Genomic DNA, 22,426 nt, shown 5'->3' on the forward strand with positions numbered 1-22,426 from the left:
ATTAAGAATTATGTAATTCTAAACTTGCTTAAGTTGACGGCCATATCCTGAAGGAGAAGGACTTTAATTCCTCTAAGAATAACAGCTTTATCTCTTCTCAAACTTTCTAACTTCAATGCCTTCTGATGTTAATATGCTCAGAAAATAAACACCTATAGGTAATGAAGATACATTGATAGGAAGTGTATTAAGGCCTTTTTCTATAATATGATCTTTTGTTAAAATCTGTTTTCCTACAACATCTGATAATTCTATTAACACAGATGATTTTCCGTAAGTCACTATTTGGAGATACAATACCTCTGAAGCAGGATTTGGAAATAGGTTGATATAATCTTCATTGTCACCTTTCAGATGTATGATGAGACTATAAGTAAAAGTACCATCTTTTTCAACCATTTTAAGCCTATAATAAAAACTGCTACCTCCATTCACATCTTGAAACTGATAGTGGCCAAGGCCTGTTGCAGAAACAAACCCTTTTGAGTCAAAATTAAATCCATCACTACTGCTTTCAATTATAAAGCCTTCAACATTTTTTTCCAAAGCTGTGGACCAATACAAGTTTGCTACTCCATCCTGACTCACTCCTGAAAAAGATAAGAGCATTAATGGTAGCGGACAGCTCTTCTTAGCCCAGATAGGCATTCTTCCGCACGGAGCTCCATACTCAATCTCCCAATTAAAGAACGCTCCTGATTTCTTCTGATTTGGAAGAATGGTCATTACAACAGGAATGGAATAAGCTTCTTCTTCATCGCTGATTTTAAAAAAAGCTTTATCAATACCATCAATTCTTAATTCATAATTATTTCCTGGAGGAATATCAAAATTCAAGACAACTTTAGTCGGAACATCACATTGAATAGTGCCTGTTGCTGTTTGACCTGTTGCAACTCCATTCTGAAAAAGCTGAATGGTTATACTCCGAGTAAATGTATTGTTGTAACCGCAACCACCTGCATTCAATGCAGCTCTTACTTCCACTGACTTGAGTTTTATCGGAGCTAATACATTAAATTTCCTTAATTCCTCTTGAACGGTAATATCATTATTTCCTTCAGATATATAATATTCCTGGGCTGCTCCAGCTCCGGTAGGGCCCAAAACAGTAGTTACTTTAACAGTATCTACAACATAGAACACAGTATCCTTAGTGAGTCCCGAAACAGTATAGTTGGTTCCTACATGAATAAGTGTACCTCCGTTCTCCTCGGTAAACCAGCCATATTTCGCCGCAGCTTCAGGATTACCAACTTCAAGAGTGACAGTTGCAGGGCCAGCGTTATCACAGAAATATTGATTTACAGGAACTTCATTCCCGATTTTTTTAATCACCACTGTATCTGTTGAGGAACAATTGGCTGTAGTTACTTTTACTACAAAAGTTCCCGGAGCATTGGTTGTATAAACCGAATCTTTTTCTGCTGTTAACTCCACACCGTCTTTATACCAGATAAAGGAAGTTCCTGTCTTTTCTAATTTGGTATCAAGAACTGCTACCCCAGGATTACAAAGGGTTTGATCGCTACCAGCGGAAAACAGAATAACTTTGGGAGGTTGAGAAGAAATAGTAGAACAGGAAAAACCTGTTATGCCCGGAGATCCCGCTATAGCGCCATAACTAACAGAGTCTCCAGCTGTTAAACCCGGATTTCCGCCTTCTGAAACTACCTTTACTAAAGCGTTGCTAATAGAAGCAGCATTAAAACAAACGAGACCTCCACCGCCTCCACCGCCAGGACCATGTTCCGCGGCTGTAAGGCTTCCTCCGTTACCTCCTCGAGCTTGAATTGTAAGTGCTGAAGTACCGAAATCATTACATTCAATTTTAATAGAGCCACCGGCACCTCCACCGCCACCACCGTCATTTTCACCTTTTCCTCCTTGAATAAGATCGTAGTTAAAACCGATAAAACCATCAGAGATTATTTTGTTTCCATTGCCTTCAATCTTGTCAGCCTTTATCACAATGATACCACCGCCATCTCCACCTGAATTTCCTCTATGGTTATTCTCATGTCCTGCACCACCACCACCACCAAGGAATAGACGCAAGCCTCCCATCCTGTCAAGAGCGATACCACCAGACCCATTGGATATCACCCCACAAATTTCATTGGATATACCTATATAAGAGTTTCCTCCTCTTCCTCCGGCCCCCATATTGGAACCGCCACCTCCTCCTGCATTATGATTTAATCCACCGCCTCCTCCATTGGCAAGATTACCTGTACCTAATTCATACTGAGGATTTCTGAATTCAGTAATCCCTTCTCCTTTCCTCCCTGCCCATTGAAGGTTGGCACCATCAAGGAAAAATATACCATTTGCAAATTCATCACCTGGAGGCCCTCCCGTACCACATTCCGTAATATCTAGATTGCTGTTAGGATTCACCGCTCCTCTGAAGCCCATACCTGTAACATCTATACTTCCTGAAAGAGACAGAGTACCATTTACCTCCATAAACAAAACCCCACCCTTGTTTCCATCCCAGGGAGCGCATGTAATCCCTCCGGCAGGAACAGTATAATTTCCAGGAGCTATAAACTTCTTTACAAGCTGTACCTTTCCATCTACAAAATAATTTCCTCCAATGGTATTATCAAATGTAATGAGCTTTGTAGCCGCGTTGATCGCAGCAATTGAAAGGACTTCATGGAAACCTGTACTACCATAACTAATAATGTCTCCAAAAGTAGTATCCTGTGCCCAGCTTATATCAGCACCTTTCATCTGAATAAGAAGGACTTCATCCCCAACTGCAAATGATGTGACATCATCTACAATGACCTTATTACAAGGATTAAGACAGGGATTACAGGATGGAAAATCGACCACCTTAGCATATTGATTTAAAACCAATGGTTGAGCCGAAAGAGCTTGAATAAGCGATAGGGCTGATAGAAATATTAACAGACCGCAGTTTTTTAGAAAAGCAAAATGCTTGTTCATTAATCTTGAGCTTTATATATAAATGATTTTGATTGTGTATTCGAAGAAATGCGGCTTTTCTTCAATAAATACAAAATGATGAGATAATAAATAGATTAAATTATTCCTCTTTAATACTCTGAGGGGGGAAATAGTAATCAATTTACACACTAAAAATATTTAACTATTCTGATATTTAATATAACTATATCGAAAAATTTAAAATTTTTTTTCAACATTTTCCCTCGAACACTGTAACTATTTGATTAAAAGATTTTTTAATTATTAACCAAAGTAAGCTTTTCAAAGGTATAATTCAGGAATAGGGAATAATTAACCTCAAAGAATTCAGAGGAAGTTTGAATATTTATGCAGCATAGTTATACATGATAAATATTAACCTAAAAAAAATCCAGTTTTAATAAATCATAAAACATCAAAAAGATATTTGCATTATCTTGCTTCAACAATATAGATATACAGCATGAAAATTTACCTTGCCGGTCCTGACGTATTCAGGCAAAATGCAAAAGAACACTTCCATAAACTGGATACTTTTCTTTCTTCCAAAGGGCATAAAGCCTTGATTCCACTAGATAATCAGATTGACCCGACAAAAGCCGAACTTGAATGCGAACAAATCTTCAATGGAAATATCCAGATGATTGAAATGGCAGATGTTGTGGTAGCGAATATAGATCCATTTCGGGGAGCTTGCATGGATGATGGTACTGCATTTGAAATAGGGATGGCATTCGGTAAAAAGAAAAAGATTTATGCCTACTGTACCGAACCAGAATGTACAATTCCAGAAACGACAAAAAAGATGTTTGATATCTCCAAACAACCTGAATACAGCGAAGTAGAAGATTTTGGTCACTGTGTAAACCTAATGATTCATTATGCAATAGTACAATCAGGAGGTAAAATCTTCAGAACCTTTGAAGAATGTATTGAAGCTTTGAGTTAATTACACTTGCTCTCCTTCATTTTCAGGAATATTGAGGTAAGACAATATTGCAGCGCCAAGAACAAACAGTGTCAAAGCATAATAAACAAAATGCATTCCATAAACTTGAGCATGATTGCTTAACTCTTTAATACCTGATGAATGAGCAATTTGCTTTCTGAATGAATACCATATAGCCGCCGCTATTGAAACTCCCATCAGTAGCCCTAGATTTCTCATAAAAGCAAGTGCACTGCTTCCCACACCTCTAAGGTGGGCGGGAGCGGAATTTAAAGCTCTGGAGCTATTGGGAGATTGAAACAATCCAAAGCCAAGGCTAACCAAAGCGCTTCTCCATACAATCTGGTGCCAGTCCCAGTTTTCTGTAATAAATGTAAAGGAAAAATAACCTGCAGCTGTAATTATAAGACCAATTGTAGCTATAAAACGCGGACCGACTTTATCGGAAAGAAACCCTCCTATAGGAGCTATTATGCTGAGCGTCGCGGGACCTGCAAGCAAAATAAAGCCCGCCTTTTCAGGAGGGTAGTTCAAAATTTGCTGCAGGTAAAAAGGTAAAATAAAGAAGTTAGCTCCAGTGGATGTAAATGCCAGCCAGGCCGATATTATTGAATAACTATAATTTTTTCTTTTAAACAGGGCAAAGTTTAGCATAGGGACCGGGGCCTTTTTCTGCCAAAAGAAAAAACAGGTTAGAAGTATTACCCCTGCTATAAGATACATTATCACAGCCTTGTTGCTCCATCCATAAGCATCCAATGGCCCCAGATAAAGCCCAACCAGAAATAATATTGCTCCGCCAAGAAACAGTAGTGCTCCAGGATAATCGAAGTACTCCTTTTTCCTTTCAGCTCCTCCTGGAATATTTTTGAGCGTAAATATAATTGCGATGATCCCAAGTGGAACATTTACAAAAAAAATGCTTTTCCACCCTAATGATCCCAGTAAGATTCCACCCAAAACAGGACCAAGACTATTGCCAGTAGCGACTATCGTACCGATTAGACCTAAAGCCTTTCCACGGTCCTTGGGCTCAAAAACATTTGCAATGATCGCCGGCCCTACAGCAAACAACATGGAAGCACCTATCCCCTGAATTACCCTAAAGGCTGTCAAATACCATATACCTGGTGCAATTCCACAGAGCAAAGAACCAATAGTAAATATTGCAAATCCAGAGACATATACAGGCTTCGTTCCGATTATATCAGAGATCCTGCCCATGATCAGCAAGGTACTTGTAGTTGTAAGAAAATAAGATACCACAATCCACTGAACTGCATTACCAGCTTGAAGCTCTGTTTTAATTGTGGGAAGTGCAATATTTACAATACTTCCATCAAGTGTAGCCATTAACACACCAAATGAAACATTAGCGAGGATCAACCACTTATTTTTGTATTTATTTTCAGGTACTTTCCCGGTATCTATCATTTAAAAAGTATTCTACATATGATTATACACTATACTATAACTTCATAAATGGAGAAATAGCTAAACTAAAGGGAAAACCTAAAAAAAAACCTGATAAAAGCAAAAAACCGTCCCTTAATGGGACGGCTTTTTGCTTTTATGTTAAAGTCTTTCAAATAGTCAATGTTTTAAAATTTATAAGGCTACTACACCCTCAATTTTGGAAGCTTCTTTATAATAATGTATTACAGACTCTCCAGATTCAACAGCGAATGTAGATGTAACACTCACATAGTTTCCTTTTTGTGAATATTTTTTCTCTGTAATTCTTCCCTCAAAAATATCAACCAACTCTTTTTCTTTCTCGGTAGGAACAATAAACTTGAACATGTAAATGGATGGCCATGATAATTTTTCAAGCCTTTCCTGCAAACCTTTAAATTTCTTATCTTCCATAAATTTGGTAACTGGAACTATTAAAATTGCGTTCCAAAAAACATGCTAAAAATCGTAAAACTTTCTCATGCCTGAAAGAAAATTTATTTTAAATACTTTGCTCACAGATGGAATCATTTCCACCGAAAACAAAGAAAAGCTTGAAAACTATGAGCAAACCAAGCTTTTTTCACTCTTTTGGGAAGTAAAAACAGTTTTATACCTGGGAGTATTACTTTTCTCAGCAGGAGCTGGTTTAATTATTTATTTGAATATTGACTCCATCGGCCATATTTCAATTATTTCCCTTATAGGACTGGCATGCACGGCCTGCTTCTACATTACTTTCAAAAAAAGTGAGCCCTTTTCCTTTAATGAAATAATCAGTACCTCTCCATGGAATGATTATATATTGCTTCTCGGATGCTTGCTTTTTTTATCACTGGAAACATATCTGCAAGTCCAATACACCATATTCGGAACACAATATGGTACTGCCACTATTATCCCTACGCTCTTATTCTTCCTTCTTGCATACAGATTTGATCATAAGGGTGTTTTAAGTATGGCAGTTACCGGTCTTGCAGGTTGGGCAGGTATAGCAGTAACTCCAAGAGCAGTATTAGATGGCCTGGACAACTTCACTGACCATTCCTATATATGGACTGCTCTGGGTTTGGGTTGCTTTCTGAATGCCTTGGCAATTGGGTTTCAAAGGATCAATCTGAAGAATCATTTTGCATTTACTTATCTCAACTTCGCCATTCATATTCTTTTCATAGCAACATTGTCTGGTTTATTTTTAGAAACCAATCACCTTGTCTTTATACCAGTTTTATTTGTACTGGCAGGAGTTTATTATTTCCAGGCAAGAAAACTTGAATCTTATTATTTCCTGCTTTTCATTCTCATCTATTTATATATAGGTGTTACCTATATTATTTTTTATCTAATGTTTAAAACCGGAGCAGGCTTTGAATTAGTCTACTTTGGATTTTTCTATTTTATCGGCAGTTGTGCTATGGCAGTTTACCTAATCAAGAATCATAAAAGTCTGTTGAAAATATGATTATCTATAACAAAAAATCACTGGAAAATCTCAGACTTATTGAGCAGACTAAGATCTGGAAGGAAAAACAATTACTATCCGAATCATTATTTGAGAAGATAAAAGGTAAATATATAAATGATCTCTATACACCCAATTTCTTTATACGGACAGGCTTATTCCTCTTCACCGCAATACTGATTGGTGCAAGTCTTGGTCTTGTCACTCTTATAACATATGGTGATAGCGGCTCACAAACAGGCTTGTTGATCAGAATTTTGATTTATGCAATCATTACAGGATTCACCACCGAAATCGTAATTAAAGAAAAAAAGTTTTTCAGAGCAGGTGTTGATGATGCTTTGCAATATGCAACTGTTGGTCTTCTTATTTCTGTGATCGGAATTTTCTTTGATAATTTAAATCACAATAGTGAATCTTATTATGATAATACTGACTACACAATACAGATACTTGCATTTTCTTTACCCATCCTCATTTTCTTTGCAATACGCTATGTAGACCGCTTGCTCACAGCACTGGCATTCGGAATATTCATTTACATTGTCTTCTATATTGTATCTAATGCAGGAAATATAGGGAAAGCAATTTGTCCTTTTGTCATATGCATTATAAGTTTTCTAATATATCAGCTCGTTAAAAAATATGGTTATGTTGAAAGAAGGCTGCTTTGGAAAGATAATTTCAATATCCTAGAACTGCTCAGTTTACTTACCTTATATCTTTCTGTTAATTACTTCGTGGTAAGGGAACTTAATGCAATATTGAATAATGAATATTCAAGCACTCAAATACCACTTGCCTGGATATTCTACATTACTACAACTGTTATACCTTTGCTATACATTTATTTTGGTATAATAAAAAAAGACAGGCTACAACTTCAGCTAGGCATGATGCTGATTACATTGGCAGTATTTACATTTAAATATTATTTCAGTCTTGGCCATCATGAAATAACGATTACACTTGCCGGAATTATTATGATTGGTGTTGCATGGTTGGTAAATAAACTTTTGAAAACGCCTAAAGTGGGATTAACACTAGATAAGGATGTATTAGAAAAAGAATTCAACTTAACTGATGCAGAAGCTCTGGTAATTGCAGAGACAATGGGAAAAGACTCAGCGCAACAAGATGATTTTACATTTGGAGAAGGTAATTTCGGAGGTGGTGGTTCAGGAGGGAAGTTCTGATTAGGGAGCAACTTAAGATAAATTTAATATAATCCCTTTGCTTTACTCAAGGGGCATTATTCAGAAACAATTAACAGAATATAAATCAAAAAGTATTATTGGGGATAATAATCTTTACTGTTGTCCCATTTTTCTCTCCACTGGAAATAAAGAGTTCTCCCTGTAAATGCTCTACAGCGCTTTGTACAAGAAATAAGCCCATCCCACTACCTTCAGACTTTTCACTGCCTCTGAAAAACATTTCTGTAACAAGACTAAGCACTCCCTCTCTTATTCCATATCCATTATCTGTAATAGAAAAAGTAATATGGTCAAGTGTTATATCCATCACAAAGGTAATTTCTAACCTTTCATTTCTTCCGAAAACAATACTGTTTTCAAATATCTCTCTGAAGATGACATGCAAAATATCAGGATCTGAATTGAAATCCCTGTTTTCCGGAAGTTGAGTATGAATGACCGGAAAACGATGTGAGTGATTTTGGTAAAGTTTATCTTTAAACTCTGTGAAGAAAGTATCGAAATCTATTCTGGAGATAATGCTTTTCTCTGTTTTTAACCTCCCAAGGAATGAAAGTCCGTCCAGTAATCTGCTTAACTTGCGTAAAGTCAGTCTCATTAAATTGGACATTTCTTTAATCTCTTCCTGATCATTAGTAAGCTCTATAAGATTAAGTAGACCTTCAGAAGTGCTTACGGGACCTTTCATATCATGAGATGCCCGATATAACAATGCATTAAGTTGGTTATTGATTGCAAGCAGTTCTATTGTACGATCAGCAACTATCTTCTCCAAAAGAAGATTCTGTTCTTTAATTTTCTCTTTGGCAAACTTAAGTTCCTGATTAAGACCACCCATATTACGCAGCGTCATTCCGAACATATTCTCCTGAGTAGTGATATGTTCTTTAAGCCTTGCGTTTTCTTTTTGAATTTCTAAAAATTGCTGATAATCAAAAGTCTGGGTTTCCTTCATACATATCTTTAAACCAATGCTTCTAATTACTGGTTTTGTCAGGAAAAGGATTCAAAATAAATTAAAAAATGTGGATAAACTGGAGAAAAAAGAGGTGACGGACTCCCCCGTCACCAGTGTAAGCAGAGAGGAATATAATTCCGAATTGCAAAAGTAACGAATTAATCTGAATCCTATTGCCTCTTCACAACTTTTAAAAAACTCTATGAATCAAGCTTTTTTAATATTCCCACATCAGTTATTCGAAATTAATTTCAACAGAAAAAAGAACCAGTTATTTTGTTTAATTGAAGAGCCCTTACTTTTTACCCAATTTAAATTTCATAAGCAAAAACTTGTATTTCACAGGGCAAGTATGAAGGCTTATGAACAACAACTTATCTCAAAGGGATTCAAATGCATATATTTAGAACAGGTAAAATTTTCTGATACCGAAACACTATTTAAAGAATTGATTAAAAATGAAATTACTCAGATTACTTATATAGATCCCATAGACGACTGGCTTTCAATACGGATAGAAAAAAATGCAGCTATTTATAGTATCAAGACAGTTATAGAAAATTCTCCAATGTTTCTTAATACTACCAGAAATCTTGAAGACTATTTTTCCAATAATAGATTTCATATGGCCGATTTTTATTCTCATGAAAGAAAACGCCTGGACTTAATGATAGACAATGGAAAACCAAGAGGAGGTAAATGGAGCTATGACAATGAAAACAGAAAAAAACTTCCTAAAAACCATAGACCTCCGATAATTCATTTTCCTCACACGAATACATTTGTAAAAGAAGCTGTTGATTATGTAAAAAAAAATTTTGGCACCAATCCGGGAACTGCAACGCCCTTTTTATATCCCATTTCTCACGAAGAAGCTCAAACATGGCTGAACACCTTTATTAATCAAAGGTTAAATTTATTCGGCACTTACGAGGATGCAATCTCATCTAAATATCCATTTATTTATCATTCAGTCATTAGTCCACTTCTCAATTCAGGATTGCTAACTCCGGAAGATGTTTTGGCAAAAGTTATGGAACATCAAAATGAGATTCCGATAAATGCATTAGAAGGTTTCATTAGACAAATCATTGGTTGGCGTGAATACATGAGGGCTGTATATCTATTTAAAGGAAGACATATCCGGACAGAAAATTATTTTAATCATAAAAGAAAATTGCCCCCATCATTCTGGGATGCATCTACTGCGATCTTACCACTCGATCATACCATCTCAAATGTGCTTAGCAATTCTTATAATCATCATATAGAACGTCTTATGATAATGGGAAACTTCATGCTTCTTTGTGAAACAGATCCTGATGAAGTTTATAAATGGTTTATGGAGATGTATATTGATGCTTACGACTGGGTAATGGTACCAAATGTATATGGGATGAGCCAGTTTGCTGCTGGCCAGGTTATTACTACCAAACCATATATTTCTGGCTCAAACTACATATTAAAAATGAGCGATTATCCCCGGGGACCATGGACAGAAATCTGGGACAGTTTGTATTGGAGATTTATTGATTTACATAAAAAGAAATTTCAAAGTAATCCAAGAATGACTTTGATGTTAAGACTACTTGATAAAAAAGATAAACGAACTATTAAGGGGTATTATGATAAGGCTGATAAATTCTTAGAGGGCAAAGCTTAAAGCGGAAAGCGGAAAGCACAAAGCTTAAAGTAATTGCAAGGTCCCCCAATTAATAGATTTCCCTACTATATTAAGTTGTTTCAACCGGAAGTCCCCTTCCTTCAGATGAAGAATTTAACTAAATATACCTTTCGCTTTAAGCTTTCCGCTTTGTGCTTTACCCTCATGCTGGAACGAAGTTCATCTTCCCCTCACTGCTTCTCACACCCACCCGACTATACTGCAAATAAATGTACCATAAATCAAGGAATAAAGTAATTGCACATAAAGCCATCAACCCTTTATAACCGGGGATATTCCAGAAATGATTATAAATCATTGCTGAACATCCTGCAGTGCCAATCATTTTAAACCAGCCATTTGCATTGGAGATTCCAAATCCAGGTTGTCTTATAATCTGATAACAGTAAAATGCACTCATATATGTATTGATAAGATAAGCAGAAAAGGCACCAAAGCCGTCTGTGTCATGCTCAGGAATAAGGAAATATAAACCTATCATCCAAAAGGCAAGTCCGAAAGCTGTAATTACCACTGATTGCTTTTTAAATGGTTCAAGCTGAAATTGCTTATGACCATATTTGAAAATGCTGTAAATAATAAAGATGTCCATAAAGAACCATATCCTATACCCCCATTGGAATAGTTCACCTAGATTTGTATGAAAGCACCAACTCCAGAGCAACTCCCATGAAAAATTGGCAACCACCGCTGCTACCGGAATTTCGACCACTTTATGTTTAATGATATTTATAATTACAATGATGTAAACAAGAAACCAAAATATGCAGCACACCCCAAACAAGCCCAGGTCCAGAGGTGAGTACACTTCAAGATTTATTAGCTTTTCCATAATTATAAAAGATTTAAGTAGTTAATTAAACAACACATATAGTTATCGTCCTGATTTTTCATAAAACCAGAACCTTATTTTATGCAGTACTTTAATTATAAATGGCTGATGATGCGACCATGGCAATCCTTTTTTGTATCTCTGCAAATCTCTCCATCGAAGTATCGCAAATATTGCTGGTTCATGCAGGTCCCATATCTTGCACTTAGGAGCCTTTACACCGGAAGCATCCAGAATGCTATTAACTGCTCTCCTGGCAGCTTCATTAGCTCCCTCCATAGTAGCAAGATCTGTATTGGTTTTCACATAATCAGATGCAAGAAAAAAGTTGGGAATCTGAGTATATGCATATGGCCTCAAATCCCAGGTATTTGTGCAGTTGACCAACAACGGCTCTTCATTACGCATAGGGTTTTCAAACACAATATCCGGATCGATAAAAGAAGAATGCAGATAATCATCCTTTAACACTTCCTTACCATTTACATTCAGGCTTCTTTTTAACTGCTCCCAGATCTCTTTAATAATTTCCTCTTTTGTACATTCTTTGGCAGGCTTGTTATAAAGAATTCCTGGGGTATTCCAATCAGAAACATCTACGGATAATATACCTTTCACCTTTCCATCACCATGTTGTTTTATACTGAAGTTTTTCCAAAACTGACACTGATAAATGGAAGTAAGAGCCCATGGAGTATCTATATAAATAGAATGACCAGGAATTGATTCTATAGCGGTATTCAGGTAAAATTGGGTACCATTCATCCATGAAACATATTGACTGAGCGTTTTGAGGTAATTTAATGTAGGATCAATTTTTATAAGGTCCTGGTTAAGTAAGCTGGCCATTACCTCTACAGGCACTGCGGAAATGTAATAATCTGCAGTAAACTCTTGCTGCTTTCCATTGCAGGAAATGGTGACACTCTTAATTGCATTATCAGCACAATTAATGCTTTGAACCTTTGAATTGAATCTGTATTCAATGCCTTTCTTTTTCAGGTATTCAAGCCATGGATCTATCCAGACTTCATTGGTAGGACCACATAACACTCGGTCACAACTAATCCCCGGCTTCGCTATATCAAATAAAAGCTGGATAAAAATATCACCACCAGTTTTCGTACTTGCCTCTTCTGCTCTTGCCGCTACCAAGGTTCGAGTAAGGCCTTTGGCAAAAATACTTTGATAAGCAAGAGATTGCTGATCAGCATCAAGGTATTCCCACCAGCTTATCCTTTCATACTCATGTTTTCGTCTTTCTTTACAACTTGTCATTAGTTGCCAGACCTTTTTCGCAAAAAGAGCTTTTTCTTCTGTAGAGAGACCAAGGTTAAGATCCAGACCATCGGCAAGTATTTGAATAAACTCACCAAGAGATCGCGGAAATCTGGCTGGCATCAAAACAGGCTCCTTTCCAAACCTTGCCATTTGAATACGGGTGGTATCCACCAGATTATCAGCAACACCGTTTTTATTTTCACCATAGGGAATTTCCTTCATGGTAGCAACGATGTGCTTGTAAAACCGTGGAAAAAAGCGGAAACCATGTTCTCCTGGCAGATCTTTCCGTCCATCCGTTCCGGTGTTTAGCACAGAAAGACTTCGCGCCTTACCTCCGGGAATGTCCTTGGATTCAAATACTATAACATTAAATCCTCTATTGATTAATTCATGAGCAGCGCTCAACCCCCCAATTCCTCCTCCAAGAATGATGACACTTTTCTTTTTGGGATCCATAAAAATTCAGGTTTAAAATACTTCTAATACGATGGGCCCAATTGAAAAGGCAAGAGATTACTGGCATTCTCAATAAGAACTAGATGAAGAATTCGAATAAGTCGACAAGATTAAAAAGAATGACCTATTCCTAGACAATATTTCACATTATAATAAAAGCTAAAAAATACCCTATTTATATATACTAAGGAGTAAGAATAAGTTTAATGTATTTTAAATTATAATTCACTTTGACAAAACCGCTCCCAAAACAACTAATTGGATAAATTTTATACCTAAAACCCAAAAAATACACAAAACACAACAAACATACTTTCAAAAAATGGGTATGTCGTATATAAGAATTCAATTTTTCATCTTACCTACCTAAAAAAATGGCCAAATTGGCTAAAATTGGCATTTTTAATTAACAGAAGTTCAGTAATTTATTAATCTCAAAAAAATTCTACTTTAAAAAATTAGGTAGTAATATGGTTTTTTACTAGTTTTAATTAAAAGTAGGTCAAATTTTTGACACAAAAAGCAACAATAAATATATTTTATAAATTTTATACCCAAAAATTTTACTTGTTTTAAGAAAATTTACTAATTTTAGTTCACAATTAACCTTTACTAAATTTTAACTACCTTATGAAAAAACTATCAATTGTCCCATTTGCGGTATTGCTGGTTGTTACTGCACTGGCATTTGCTTTCCCGGGTGTTCCAAAATCAATCGAAACAGAAGGTCTTAACACAGGTGACATCGCATGGATGTTGGCATCCGCAGCGCTTGTACTCCTAATGACTCCCGGACTTGCACTTTTTTATGGTGGAATGGTTAACGCGAAAAACGTAATCTCTACCATGTTACAAAGTTTCATATGTATGGGTATCATCTCTGTACTATGGATTACAGTTGGTTTCAGCCTTGCTTTTGGTGAAGACATCGGAGGTTTTATCGGAGACCCTACCTCATTCTTTATGTTTCAGAATGTATTAGATGGGAAACCATGGCCATTAGCTGCAACTATTCCTTTGGTTCTTTTTGCCTTCTTCCAGTTAAAATTTGCGGTTATCACACCGGCATTAATAACAGGATCATTCTCTGAGAGAATCAAATTCACTTCTTATATCTTGTTTGCATGTCTTTTCAGCATGTTTATCTATGCTCCGATTGCACACTGGACATGGCATCCTGAAGGATTCCTATTCAAAATGGGAGTTCTAGACTTTGCTGGTGGAACTGTTGTTCACATCTCTGCTGGTTGTGCTGCTCTTGCTGCTGCTATCTATTTAGGCAAGAGAAAAGAACATGTCGAACCTGCTCCTGCAAACATACCATTTGTATTACTAGGTACAGGTTTATTATGGTTCGGATGGTTCGGTTTTAACGCTGGTTCAGCTGTTGGAGCTTCTGCACTTGCTGCTTCTGCTTTCGCTACTACAAACATCGCTGCTGCTGCTGCTGGTATTGCCTGGATCTTATTTGATTCTGTTAAAGGTAAAAAACCATCTGCAATGGGATTTTGTATCGGTGTAGTTGTTGGTCTTGTAGCTATCACTCCTGCTGCTGGTTTCGTAACAATTGCATCTAGTGTTGTAATAGGTGTCGGCGCTAGCTTAATCAGTAATATCGTTGTAGGCCTTAGAGCTAAAACCGGTATCGATGATACGCTTGATGTATTCCCTTGCCACGGTGTTGGAGGAATGAGCGGTATGCTTTTCACAGCTATTTTTGCTCATGTTGCAGTAAACTCTGCAAACACAACAGGTAACGGCCTGGCTTTCGGTGAAACTACACTTTTCGTAACTCACCTTATCGCTTTAGGTATTGTTGTAGCATTCTCTTTCGTAGGTTCTTATATACTTCTTGTAGTTACTAACTTAATCGCCCCTCTAAGAGTAACAGAAGAAGAAGAAAAAGAAGGATTGGATCTTTCTCAACACGAAGAAAAAGTACTTGTGGCATAATACTTCTGACTTTGATAAATCAAAAAGCTGCCCCGGTAACGTGGCAGCTTTTTTTTATTCTTTTTAAAAACCTCACAGCAGTATTTTACTTAGTAAACAAGAATTTATTTAATTTGAAATTTAACCTGAATACTTGCTGATATTTTTATTTTCTGGAACTGTAGCTCTTCATTTTTAAACTTACCATAACTCAAATCAAGACGTTCATTTGAATTGGCATACAATATCGGAGAAACAGATGCCCCCGAATCATTAACCCAAATAACCTTACCAGCTTGTTCCCCTAAAGCACTTAAAAGATAATTTGCCTTTTCTTTCGCAACTTTTATTGCTTTTATATTCGCTTCTTTTTTCAGACTATCCATTTTCGAATGGTAAACTTTCCAAATTGAAGCATCATAGATTTTCAATTTATCCAACTGCATAAAGACCTTGCCAACAGTAGTTGCTCCATCGACTTTTAAAGTGTAATCCTTTTGACTTAACAGTTCTTTAGATCTCCATTTGATCTTCACAAAATCCGCATTTGCATCAGACAAATAGAAATTATTGAGATTAATCCCTATTTCCTTTAAAGAATTTCTAAGTTGTGCTTCCTGATGTTCCACATCTATTTTTTCTTTTCCTTCATATCGTTCTTTTATAATGATACTCAGGTAAATTTCATCCGGAACAATCTCCATTTCAGCTGTTCCAACCACATCAATATGAGGCTTCTCTTCCTGTGCAATAAGGGTCTGACCTGATGTAATGTGACCAATGAATACTGCTATTGGCACTATATACAATCTTAAATTTTTCATTTTTTTATCATTTTTCAGAAAGGTAAAATGACAGAAAAATAAATTCCACAGGAAATTAGGGAACCTCCATTATGAATAAGTAAAATGGCCAGTTCAGTGAGGCAACACAAAAAGAATTATTTGCTTTACAGATTTTTCCTAAATTTATATTCGTTTAGATTTTATGAATCTTTTAAATACAACATCAATGTTTTTGTTAAAAAGGTGGTACTTACTTCTGTCTGTTATGCTCTTTTCCAGCTGCAATTCTGTAATGGAAATGATTCCACTGGATATTGATAAAAATCTGGGAGAACAATTTTCCTATCAGATCAATGAAAGTCAATCCGAATATCCCTTCCTTGATCCTGAAAAAAATAAGGAAGTTTATGCATATGTCGAAAACATCAAAAATCAGCTGATAAATTCTGATAAAATAAAATACAAAGATCAGTTTCCCTACACCGTAAAAATTATTCAGGACGACAATACACTTAACGCATTCTGTGTAGCTGGCGGCTATATCTACGTTTACACTGGCCTAATTAAGTATGTCGATTCTGAATCTGAACTTGCAGGCGTACTTGCTCATGAGATAGCGCATGCAGAAAACAGACATACTGTAAAACAACTAGCTGAATCTTATGGCACAGGGGTAGTAATCTCCATGATATTTGGTTCGGATTACGAAGATCTCGTTAATGTTGGCCAGCAACTTCTCTCTTTAAAATTTAGCCGTGGAGATGAAAAAGAAGCTGACGAATATGCTGTTGAATACCTTTACGACACCAAATATGACCCTAGAGGAGTTGGTGGATTTTTTAAAAAGCTTATTAAAGAGGAAAAAGATCATAACGAAATTCCGGACTTTTTAAGTACTCACCCAGCTTCCCAAAACCGCATCGATGATATTAATTCTAAATGGAAAGAAATGGGATCTAAAGAAGGAGACACAAGTACAGTAAAGCATAAAGAAATTATAAAACTACTAAACAACAAAAATTAAGGCTGACAAAATCAGCCTTTACTTTTTTTACAACAAAACATTTTTGTCATTTTAAGCTATTATAGAAACCAAAACCGACTAAGATGAAAAAATTTTTACCAATCATACTAGCCTGTATCGTATTTAACTCTTTAGTTTTTACTGCAACAGCACAGATTAAAAGAATCATCGGAGGAAAAAATGCAGCCAAAGGCGCTTATCCCTGGATGGTAGCTATCGGATATTCCGATGAACCCACACCCGAGAGTGCAATATACTGTGGTGGCACAATCATAAATAATGAATGGGTACTTACCGCTGCACACTGCGTCACTGACGAGACTACTTCGACTACTACTCCATATACACCATCCCAAATCAACGTTTTTACTGATTTTTATTCTCTGACGAAGCCTGAATCAGGTTACAAGAGAATCAATGTTAAAAAGATCATTATCCACCCTACATATGATCCGGTGACCGTAGACGGAGACCTGGCACTTATCCAGCTTGAAAATCCTGTAACGAATACTCCAGTTTCATTACCTGAACAAGATGACACTATATATACTAAAAACGGATTAACCAGTACTGTAATGGGTTGGGGATTTACACAACCTACATCTCTAGTGGCAGATACTTTACAGGAAGTGGAAGTAAAGATCATCACCAATGCTGTTTGCAACAGTGATGCTGTTTACGAAGGAGAAGTAACATCAAACATGCTTTGTGCAGGATTTCTTACCGGAGGTAAAGATGCCTGCGCCGGAGACAGCGGAGGTCCCCTCGTTTTTAAGTCTGTAAATGAAAATAAAACTATTCAGACCGGTATTGTAAGTTGGGGTGGGGCTTGTGCTGCACCTAACCAGCCAGGAGTCTACACCAGGGTTGCAAACTATGCAGACTGGATACTCTCTAATGCAACCATTACATCAATTGCACAGCCTAAAAGTGTAGGAACTGTAATCAATGGCTTTATGCACCTCAACTCTTCTGTATCTGAAGGAGAATATTCCATCTACGACGTTTCTGGACGCTTGCTTTGCAAAGGAGCCATTAGTAATAACGAAGTCAACCTATCTTCTCTTAAAGATGGCCTATACATTATTCTTGTACAGGATAGAAATCAAATGATCTCAGGTAAATTTTATAAAAATTAATGAGTAAAGTAATCTTTAAAAACTATTTAAAAGCATTCATACTATTCTTATTCGCTATAACAGCTTCTTGCAAAAAAGGACCTGCATCCACAGCAACTTCTCAGGAAAACAGTAAATACCCTGCGATACAGATAGTAAATGATTCCGCTTCGGGACTTAGAACCCCGGACTATGACATACTATCTTCAAAGATCACTAAAGACGTATTAACTATAACAGTTAAATATGGTGGTGGATGCAGGCAGCATAAGTTTGACCTAATAAGCAACGGTAAGCCTTCTGCCTCGGTTTTTGAATTGAATTTACTTCATCTTACAACAGACGATCATTGCAGAAGATTGTTATTAGATACCTTAAGGTTTGACCTTTCTCCACTCAGAAAAATATCAAAAAATTATTCGGTTAAGATCAATCCTTATCCTCAAATCATTCCAACCAATTAATTCCAGATTGAAATTGAAATTAATCCCTTGCAGGACTTGTTTTGATTACAAAGGATTAATTATGAAAACAAAATCCCGGGACATAGAAGAAATAGTAGCTGAGAAAGAAAGAGATGAACATCCCGGACTTTCTTCAGGATTAGGAGAAGAAGCCGGAGATTTTATGGCAGAAGCTTCTGAAGATGTAGGTGAAGAAATTCACAATGGACTGTCCTCCGGAGAAGGAGAAGAAGGAGGAGACTTTATAGGAACAGGAAAAATAAGAAACAGAAAGAATAACCCTCCAGATGGACAAGGCTCCGCAGGATCCTTACCCTATGAGATCGATTATAATAAAATCGACACAGGCACAACGGGATCCAATATTGTCAGAGATATAAACCTGGAAAAATCAGGAAGTGGAGAAGAATAATAGAACAGGTATAATTACCTGTTCTTTATATTTTAAGCAAAATCCAATTGTTTAATTAAAGGTATTTCAATTGTAAAGATACTCCCCTTGCCTTCAGCAGTTTCCAGACTTATTTTTCCACCCATCTTTTCAAGTGCCATTTTTACAATGTGCAGTCCTAAACCCGACCCTTCGGAAGTTGAATCAATCTTAAAAAACATTTCAAAAATCTTGTCCTTTAATGAAGAATCTACTCCAAGACCATTATCCTCAAAAACCATTGAAAGTTTTCTCCCGGATGACTTTATTATTACTTTAAAAAATGAATTTTCTTTAGAGGGGTCACTATACTTCAAACCATTCTCTACCAGGTTTTGAATCACTGATCTATAAAGAGATTTATCACCTTTCACAGGGTCCTGAACATTAATATCAATATAAACTGAAACATCGTGAAATAGCTCCAGATGTGAAAAGCTGTTGATAGACTCTTCTACCAGTACTTTAAAATCTATTTCTTCCTCCTTCAATGTTGCTTGCTGAATCCTAGTAAGGGAGATTAAATCAGCGAGAAGAAGGTCTAGCCTGGTGGTGCTTTTTAAAATATGCTCAAAATACTCTTTAGCCTTTGGATCTTCTACGTCCTTTGCTCCGACCTTAGTTAGACCAATGATAGACCTTAATGGCCCTTTTATGTCATGAGAAGCCTTAAATACAAAGGTATCCAGCTTTTGAGTTCTTTCCAGTACCTTTTGCTCTAAGTCCCTGTTGACCTTACTCCTGAATTGTTCCTTTTCCTTTAAGTGATATATAAGCTGCTCTTGCATATCTTGCTTTTCTTTAAGCAAAAGTTTAACTCTTAATGCCAATGCAAGTGAGAATATAATAGCCTCCATAGCAACACCGAAATTAAGGCTGTAAACATAGAAGATTGAAGGAGAAATAAATCTTAAATGGTCGAAAACATAGATCGTATACCCTAAGAAGAAAAATCCAAAGGCGATAACATACAAAAATGCAGGCTTATATTTTTGCCTACGCACAGCCTCTATACCAGCGGCAAAAGTAAACAGAAAAATAACCAGATCAGTAAAGGGGCAAATAAGTCTGTACAAAACCGGATGTACAAAACTTACCAGATACAATCCCATCCTTATAAAACTCCACATGACAAGCATATTGTCAAACCAGATGGACTCTGTCTCTGTTCGCAAAAAGGCTCTACAATAAAGTATTACAAATAGGATAACAAGCAATAAAGAAAAGTCAGGCAGAAATTGATTCAATACAGGCATTTCAGGCCAAAGGTACTGAAACCCCGTTCCATCCTGAGTAGAAGCATAAATAATGATACTCATCAAATAAAAGACATAATAGAGATATGCTTTATCTTTGACAGTTATAAACATAGAGATATTATAGAGTACCATTGAGATAAGCACTCCATAAAATAGGGCCAGAAGAAAGTATTCACTCACTGCATAACCTAAGAACCGTTTTGAATTTCGGATAACCCCAATGATTCCCACGGGACCATCAGATCTTACTTTCAGATAAATTACATTAGGCTTGTTCCTGGGAAGATTGACATCAAATGCAAAGTTTTTATGTTTATAGATCTTCTTATTAAAGTTGTTTTTATCGCCCCCTTCAAATTTTTCAAAACCACCATAAGGATTAGGAACATATAGCTCAAAATCATCGATTCTAAAATCAAAAAGTTCGATTGTCCAACCGGAAGTGGCCTTCCTGTTGATCACTGTAAATTTCACCCAATAATCTGCCTTTGAATTGAGGATAGTAGCAACCATAGCAGCATTATAGGGCTCAAATACCACATTGTGATGATCCACAATATCCCTGATTGTTACTTTTCTGCTGGTATCTTTAAAAATTTCAATTGCTCCTCCGGTAAAAACATAATCCATTTCAGGATCATTTTCACCTATCTCGATAGGCATCGAGCTATAACCTGCATATGAGATAAGATAAAGAAGGGTTAAAAGAAAAGACCTGAAAACAAACATATAAGAATCGGTGTTCCGATTACTAAATCATTTAATAAACAATCACTTGCTAAATCTCCCCCGATCTCCCACACCACAGACCTTTTAACTGTCAAAGCATATTTTGGTAACGGGGAGCGTAATTTGAAATTGTAACATCCCTAAAGGTTTTAATATATAAGTGGATGTACGCAAAACCAGTAAAAAAGTAAAAACCTAATATACAGGTTTAAGCGATTTTCAATAAAATTAAAGGTTTTATCTTAGTATTTCTATATATTTTTACATTTCTTCGATAAATAAACTTAATTTAAAGACATCACTTTTAGGAAATTCGCCGTTAAAAGGATTTATACAGCAGGGTAATAAACCATATGTTAAATTTAAATTTCAACAAAGAAAAAAGTTTCGCCATAGATCTTGGCAATAATAATACTCTTCTAACAGACAAGAATAATGTCTTATTATCAGAACCTTCCTACATTGTTTTGAACAGATACAACAATTCTCTTAAAGCTGTTGGTGGTGAGGCATATGATATGTTTGAAAAAACACATGAGAACCTAAAAGCTGTAAAACCAATGAAAGGGGGCGTAATAGCTGATTTTCATTCTGCAGAAAAAATGCTTGGAGGACTTGTTGATAAAATTTTCCCTAGCAAATTGCCTTTCAGAGGTTTTGACCATATAATATCAGGAATCCCTTATTATGCAACAGAAGTAGAGAGAAGAGCCTTACGGGATGCACTTGAGCAATTTAATTCCAGAAAGAAATATCTTATTTTCGAGCCCTTAGCTGCGGCAATGGGCATGGGATTGAATATTGAAGAACCCGACGGAAAGTTCATTGTTGACATTGGAGGTGGTATCACAGAAATCGTTGTGATTTCCTTATCAGGTATCGTATCCTTTAATTCAATCAGAACAGCTGGAGATACTTTTGACGAAGAAATTCAGGATCATTTCAGGAGGAATTATAATCTAGCAGTGGGACTTAAAACTGCAGAACAGATAAAGATCCGTATCGGGGCAGTTCGAGAAGATATAGACAATCCTCCTCCTCCACTCACTATCAAGGGAAAAGACCTTGTTACAGGTATTCCTATAACAAAAAAAATCGACTACAAAGAAATCTTTTCTGTTATTGATAAATCCGTTACAAAAATAGAGAATACCATCGTTCAAACCCTCGAAACTTGTCCTCCGGAACTTGCTTCCGATATCTATTACAATGGAATTCATGTAACGGGTGGAAATGCTTTATTAAGGGGGATGAAGGAAAGATTCGAAGCCCGCATTCAAGTGCCAGTCCATATCGATTACAATGCTTTTTTCTCGGTTAGCAAAGGGATTGCTCAAATACTTCAAAAACCTGAAAATTATAATCATGTGCTAATGGCTTAAGTCGAAGCCGTTGTGAACAATGCATTCTGAGCGTAGTTTTCATCTAAA

Annotated in this window: 19 protein-coding genes; 11 read left to right on the forward strand and 8 right to left on the reverse strand. The window is 36.4% G+C overall.

Annotated elements, in window-relative coordinates; all coding sequences use genetic code 11:
- Positions 1 to 87: 87 nt before the first annotated feature.
- Positions 88 to 2,958, reverse strand: a complete 2,871-nt coding sequence (locus J7604_RS26635) for a T9SS type A sorting domain-containing protein (RefSeq protein WP_293903583.1) — start codon at positions 2,956 to 2,958, stop codon at positions 88 to 90.
- 463 nt (positions 2,959 to 3,421) lie between these two features.
- Between J7604_RS26635 and J7604_RS26640 the strand changes: the two genes are divergently transcribed.
- Positions 3,422 to 3,907 (forward strand): nucleoside 2-deoxyribosyltransferase, encoded by a 486-nt coding sequence (locus tag J7604_RS26640; protein WP_293903586.1) that lies wholly within the window; start codon positions 3,422 to 3,424, stop codon positions 3,905 to 3,907.
- Here J7604_RS26640 and J7604_RS26645 read toward each other — a convergent pair whose 3' ends face one another.
- Together J7604_RS26645 and J7604_RS26650 are read right to left on the reverse strand one after the other, a co-directional pair.
- Positions 3,908 to 5,341, reverse strand: coding sequence for an MFS transporter (locus tag J7604_RS26645; RefSeq protein WP_293903588.1), 1,434 nt, complete (start codon positions 5,339 to 5,341; stop codon positions 3,908 to 3,910).
- Positions 5,342 to 5,515: 174 nt separating this feature from the next.
- A complete protein-coding gene (locus J7604_RS26650) occupies positions 5,516 to 5,776 on the reverse strand; it encodes a DUF493 family protein (RefSeq protein ID WP_293903590.1) in 261 nt (86 codons plus the stop codon).
- A gap of 67 nt (positions 5,777 to 5,843) precedes the next feature.
- On the opposite strand from J7604_RS26650, the gene J7604_RS26655 reads away from it, so the two are divergent.
- Positions 5,844 to 6,824: a DUF2157 domain-containing protein gene (locus J7604_RS26655; RefSeq protein WP_293903593.1), complete on the forward strand. Its 981-nt coding sequence runs from the start codon at positions 5,844 to 5,846 to the stop codon at positions 6,822 to 6,824.
- The gene (locus tag J7604_RS26660) at positions 6,821 to 8,020 is read left to right on the forward strand and encodes a hypothetical protein (protein ID WP_293903596.1); all 1,200 of its coding nucleotides are present in this window, start codon (positions 6,821 to 6,823) and stop codon (positions 8,018 to 8,020) included. The genes J7604_RS26655 and J7604_RS26660 overlap by 4 nt, the downstream gene beginning before the upstream one ends.
- Positions 8,021 to 8,105: 85 nt before the next feature.
- Here the strand turns inward: J7604_RS26660 and J7604_RS26665 are convergent, their stop codons facing one another.
- Entirely contained in the window at positions 8,106 to 8,996 is an 891-nt protein-coding gene (locus J7604_RS26665) for a HAMP domain-containing sensor histidine kinase (RefSeq protein WP_293903598.1), read from the reverse strand.
- Between the two features lie 16 nt (positions 8,997 to 9,012).
- Here J7604_RS26665 and J7604_RS26670 point away from each other — a divergent pair, with 16 nt between their 5' ends.
- A complete protein-coding gene (locus tag J7604_RS26670; RefSeq protein WP_293903601.1) occupies positions 9,013 to 9,153 on the forward strand; it encodes a hypothetical protein in 141 nt (46 codons plus the stop codon).
- 48 nt (positions 9,154 to 9,201) lie between these two features.
- On the forward strand, positions 9,202 to 10,662 hold the full coding sequence (locus J7604_RS26675) for a cryptochrome/photolyase family protein (RefSeq protein ID WP_293903604.1): 1,461 nt from the start codon (positions 9,202 to 9,204) through the stop codon (positions 10,660 to 10,662).
- Between the two features lie 163 nt (positions 10,663 to 10,825).
- Here J7604_RS26675 and J7604_RS26680 read toward each other — a convergent pair whose 3' ends face one another.
- Both J7604_RS26680 and J7604_RS26685 read right to left on the reverse strand, forming a co-directional pair.
- Positions 10,826 to 11,515 carry a hypothetical protein gene (locus J7604_RS26680; protein ID WP_293903607.1) on the reverse strand — a complete coding sequence of 230 codons (690 nt, stop codon included), beginning with the start codon at positions 11,513 to 11,515 and terminating at the stop codon, positions 10,826 to 10,828.
- Between the two features lie 42 nt (positions 11,516 to 11,557).
- Positions 11,558 to 13,255, reverse strand: coding sequence for an FAD-dependent oxidoreductase (locus J7604_RS26685; RefSeq protein ID WP_293903610.1), 1,698 nt, complete (start codon positions 13,253 to 13,255; stop codon positions 11,558 to 11,560).
- Positions 13,256 to 13,885: 630 nt separating this feature from the next.
- Here J7604_RS26685 and J7604_RS26690 point away from each other — a divergent pair.
- Positions 13,886 to 15,208 (forward strand): ammonium transporter, encoded by a 1,323-nt coding sequence (locus tag J7604_RS26690; RefSeq protein ID WP_293903613.1) that lies wholly within the window; start codon positions 13,886 to 13,888, stop codon positions 15,206 to 15,208.
- A gap of 104 nt (positions 15,209 to 15,312) precedes the next feature.
- Here the strand turns inward: J7604_RS26690 and J7604_RS26695 are convergent, their stop codons facing one another.
- Positions 15,313 to 16,011 carry an SIMPL domain-containing protein gene (locus tag J7604_RS26695; protein ID WP_293903616.1) on the reverse strand — a complete coding sequence of 233 codons (699 nt, stop codon included), beginning with the start codon at positions 16,009 to 16,011 and terminating at the stop codon, positions 15,313 to 15,315.
- 163 nt (positions 16,012 to 16,174) lie between these two features.
- On the opposite strand from J7604_RS26695, the gene J7604_RS26700 reads away from it, so the two are divergent.
- The 4 genes from J7604_RS26700 (at position 16,175) to J7604_RS26715 (ending at position 18,990) form a co-directional block, all read left to right on the forward strand.
- Positions 16,175 to 16,996: a M48 family metallopeptidase gene (locus tag J7604_RS26700; protein WP_293903619.1), complete on the forward strand. Its 822-nt coding sequence runs from the start codon at positions 16,175 to 16,177 to the stop codon at positions 16,994 to 16,996.
- A gap of 83 nt (positions 16,997 to 17,079) precedes the next feature.
- Complete coding sequence (locus J7604_RS26705) at positions 17,080 to 18,135, forward strand: trypsin-like serine protease (protein ID WP_293903622.1); 1,056 nt, start codon at positions 17,080 to 17,082, stop codon at positions 18,133 to 18,135.
- Positions 18,135 to 18,578 carry a hypothetical protein gene (locus tag J7604_RS26710; RefSeq protein ID WP_293903625.1) on the forward strand — a complete coding sequence of 148 codons (444 nt, stop codon included), beginning with the start codon at positions 18,135 to 18,137 and terminating at the stop codon, positions 18,576 to 18,578. Before J7604_RS26705 ends, J7604_RS26710 begins: the two co-directional genes overlap by 1 nt.
- A gap of 61 nt (positions 18,579 to 18,639) precedes the next feature.
- On the forward strand, positions 18,640 to 18,990 hold the full coding sequence (locus J7604_RS26715) for a hypothetical protein (RefSeq protein WP_293903628.1): 351 nt from the start codon (positions 18,640 to 18,642) through the stop codon (positions 18,988 to 18,990).
- Between the two features lie 32 nt (positions 18,991 to 19,022).
- Here the strand turns inward: J7604_RS26715 and J7604_RS26720 are convergent, their stop codons facing one another.
- Entirely contained in the window at positions 19,023 to 20,930 is a 1,908-nt protein-coding gene (locus J7604_RS26720) for a sensor histidine kinase (protein ID WP_293903631.1), read from the reverse strand.
- 419 nt (positions 20,931 to 21,349) lie between these two features.
- On the opposite strand from J7604_RS26720, the gene J7604_RS26725 reads away from it, so the two are divergent.
- Positions 21,350 to 22,378, forward strand: a complete 1,029-nt coding sequence (locus J7604_RS26725; RefSeq protein ID WP_293903635.1) for a rod shape-determining protein — start codon at positions 21,350 to 21,352, stop codon at positions 22,376 to 22,378.
- The last annotated feature ends 48 nt before the right edge of the window (positions 22,379 to 22,426 follow it).

Source organism: Sporocytophaga sp., assembly GCF_017745095.1.
GTDB lineage: Bacteria > Bacteroidota > Bacteroidia > Cytophagales > Cytophagaceae > Sporocytophaga.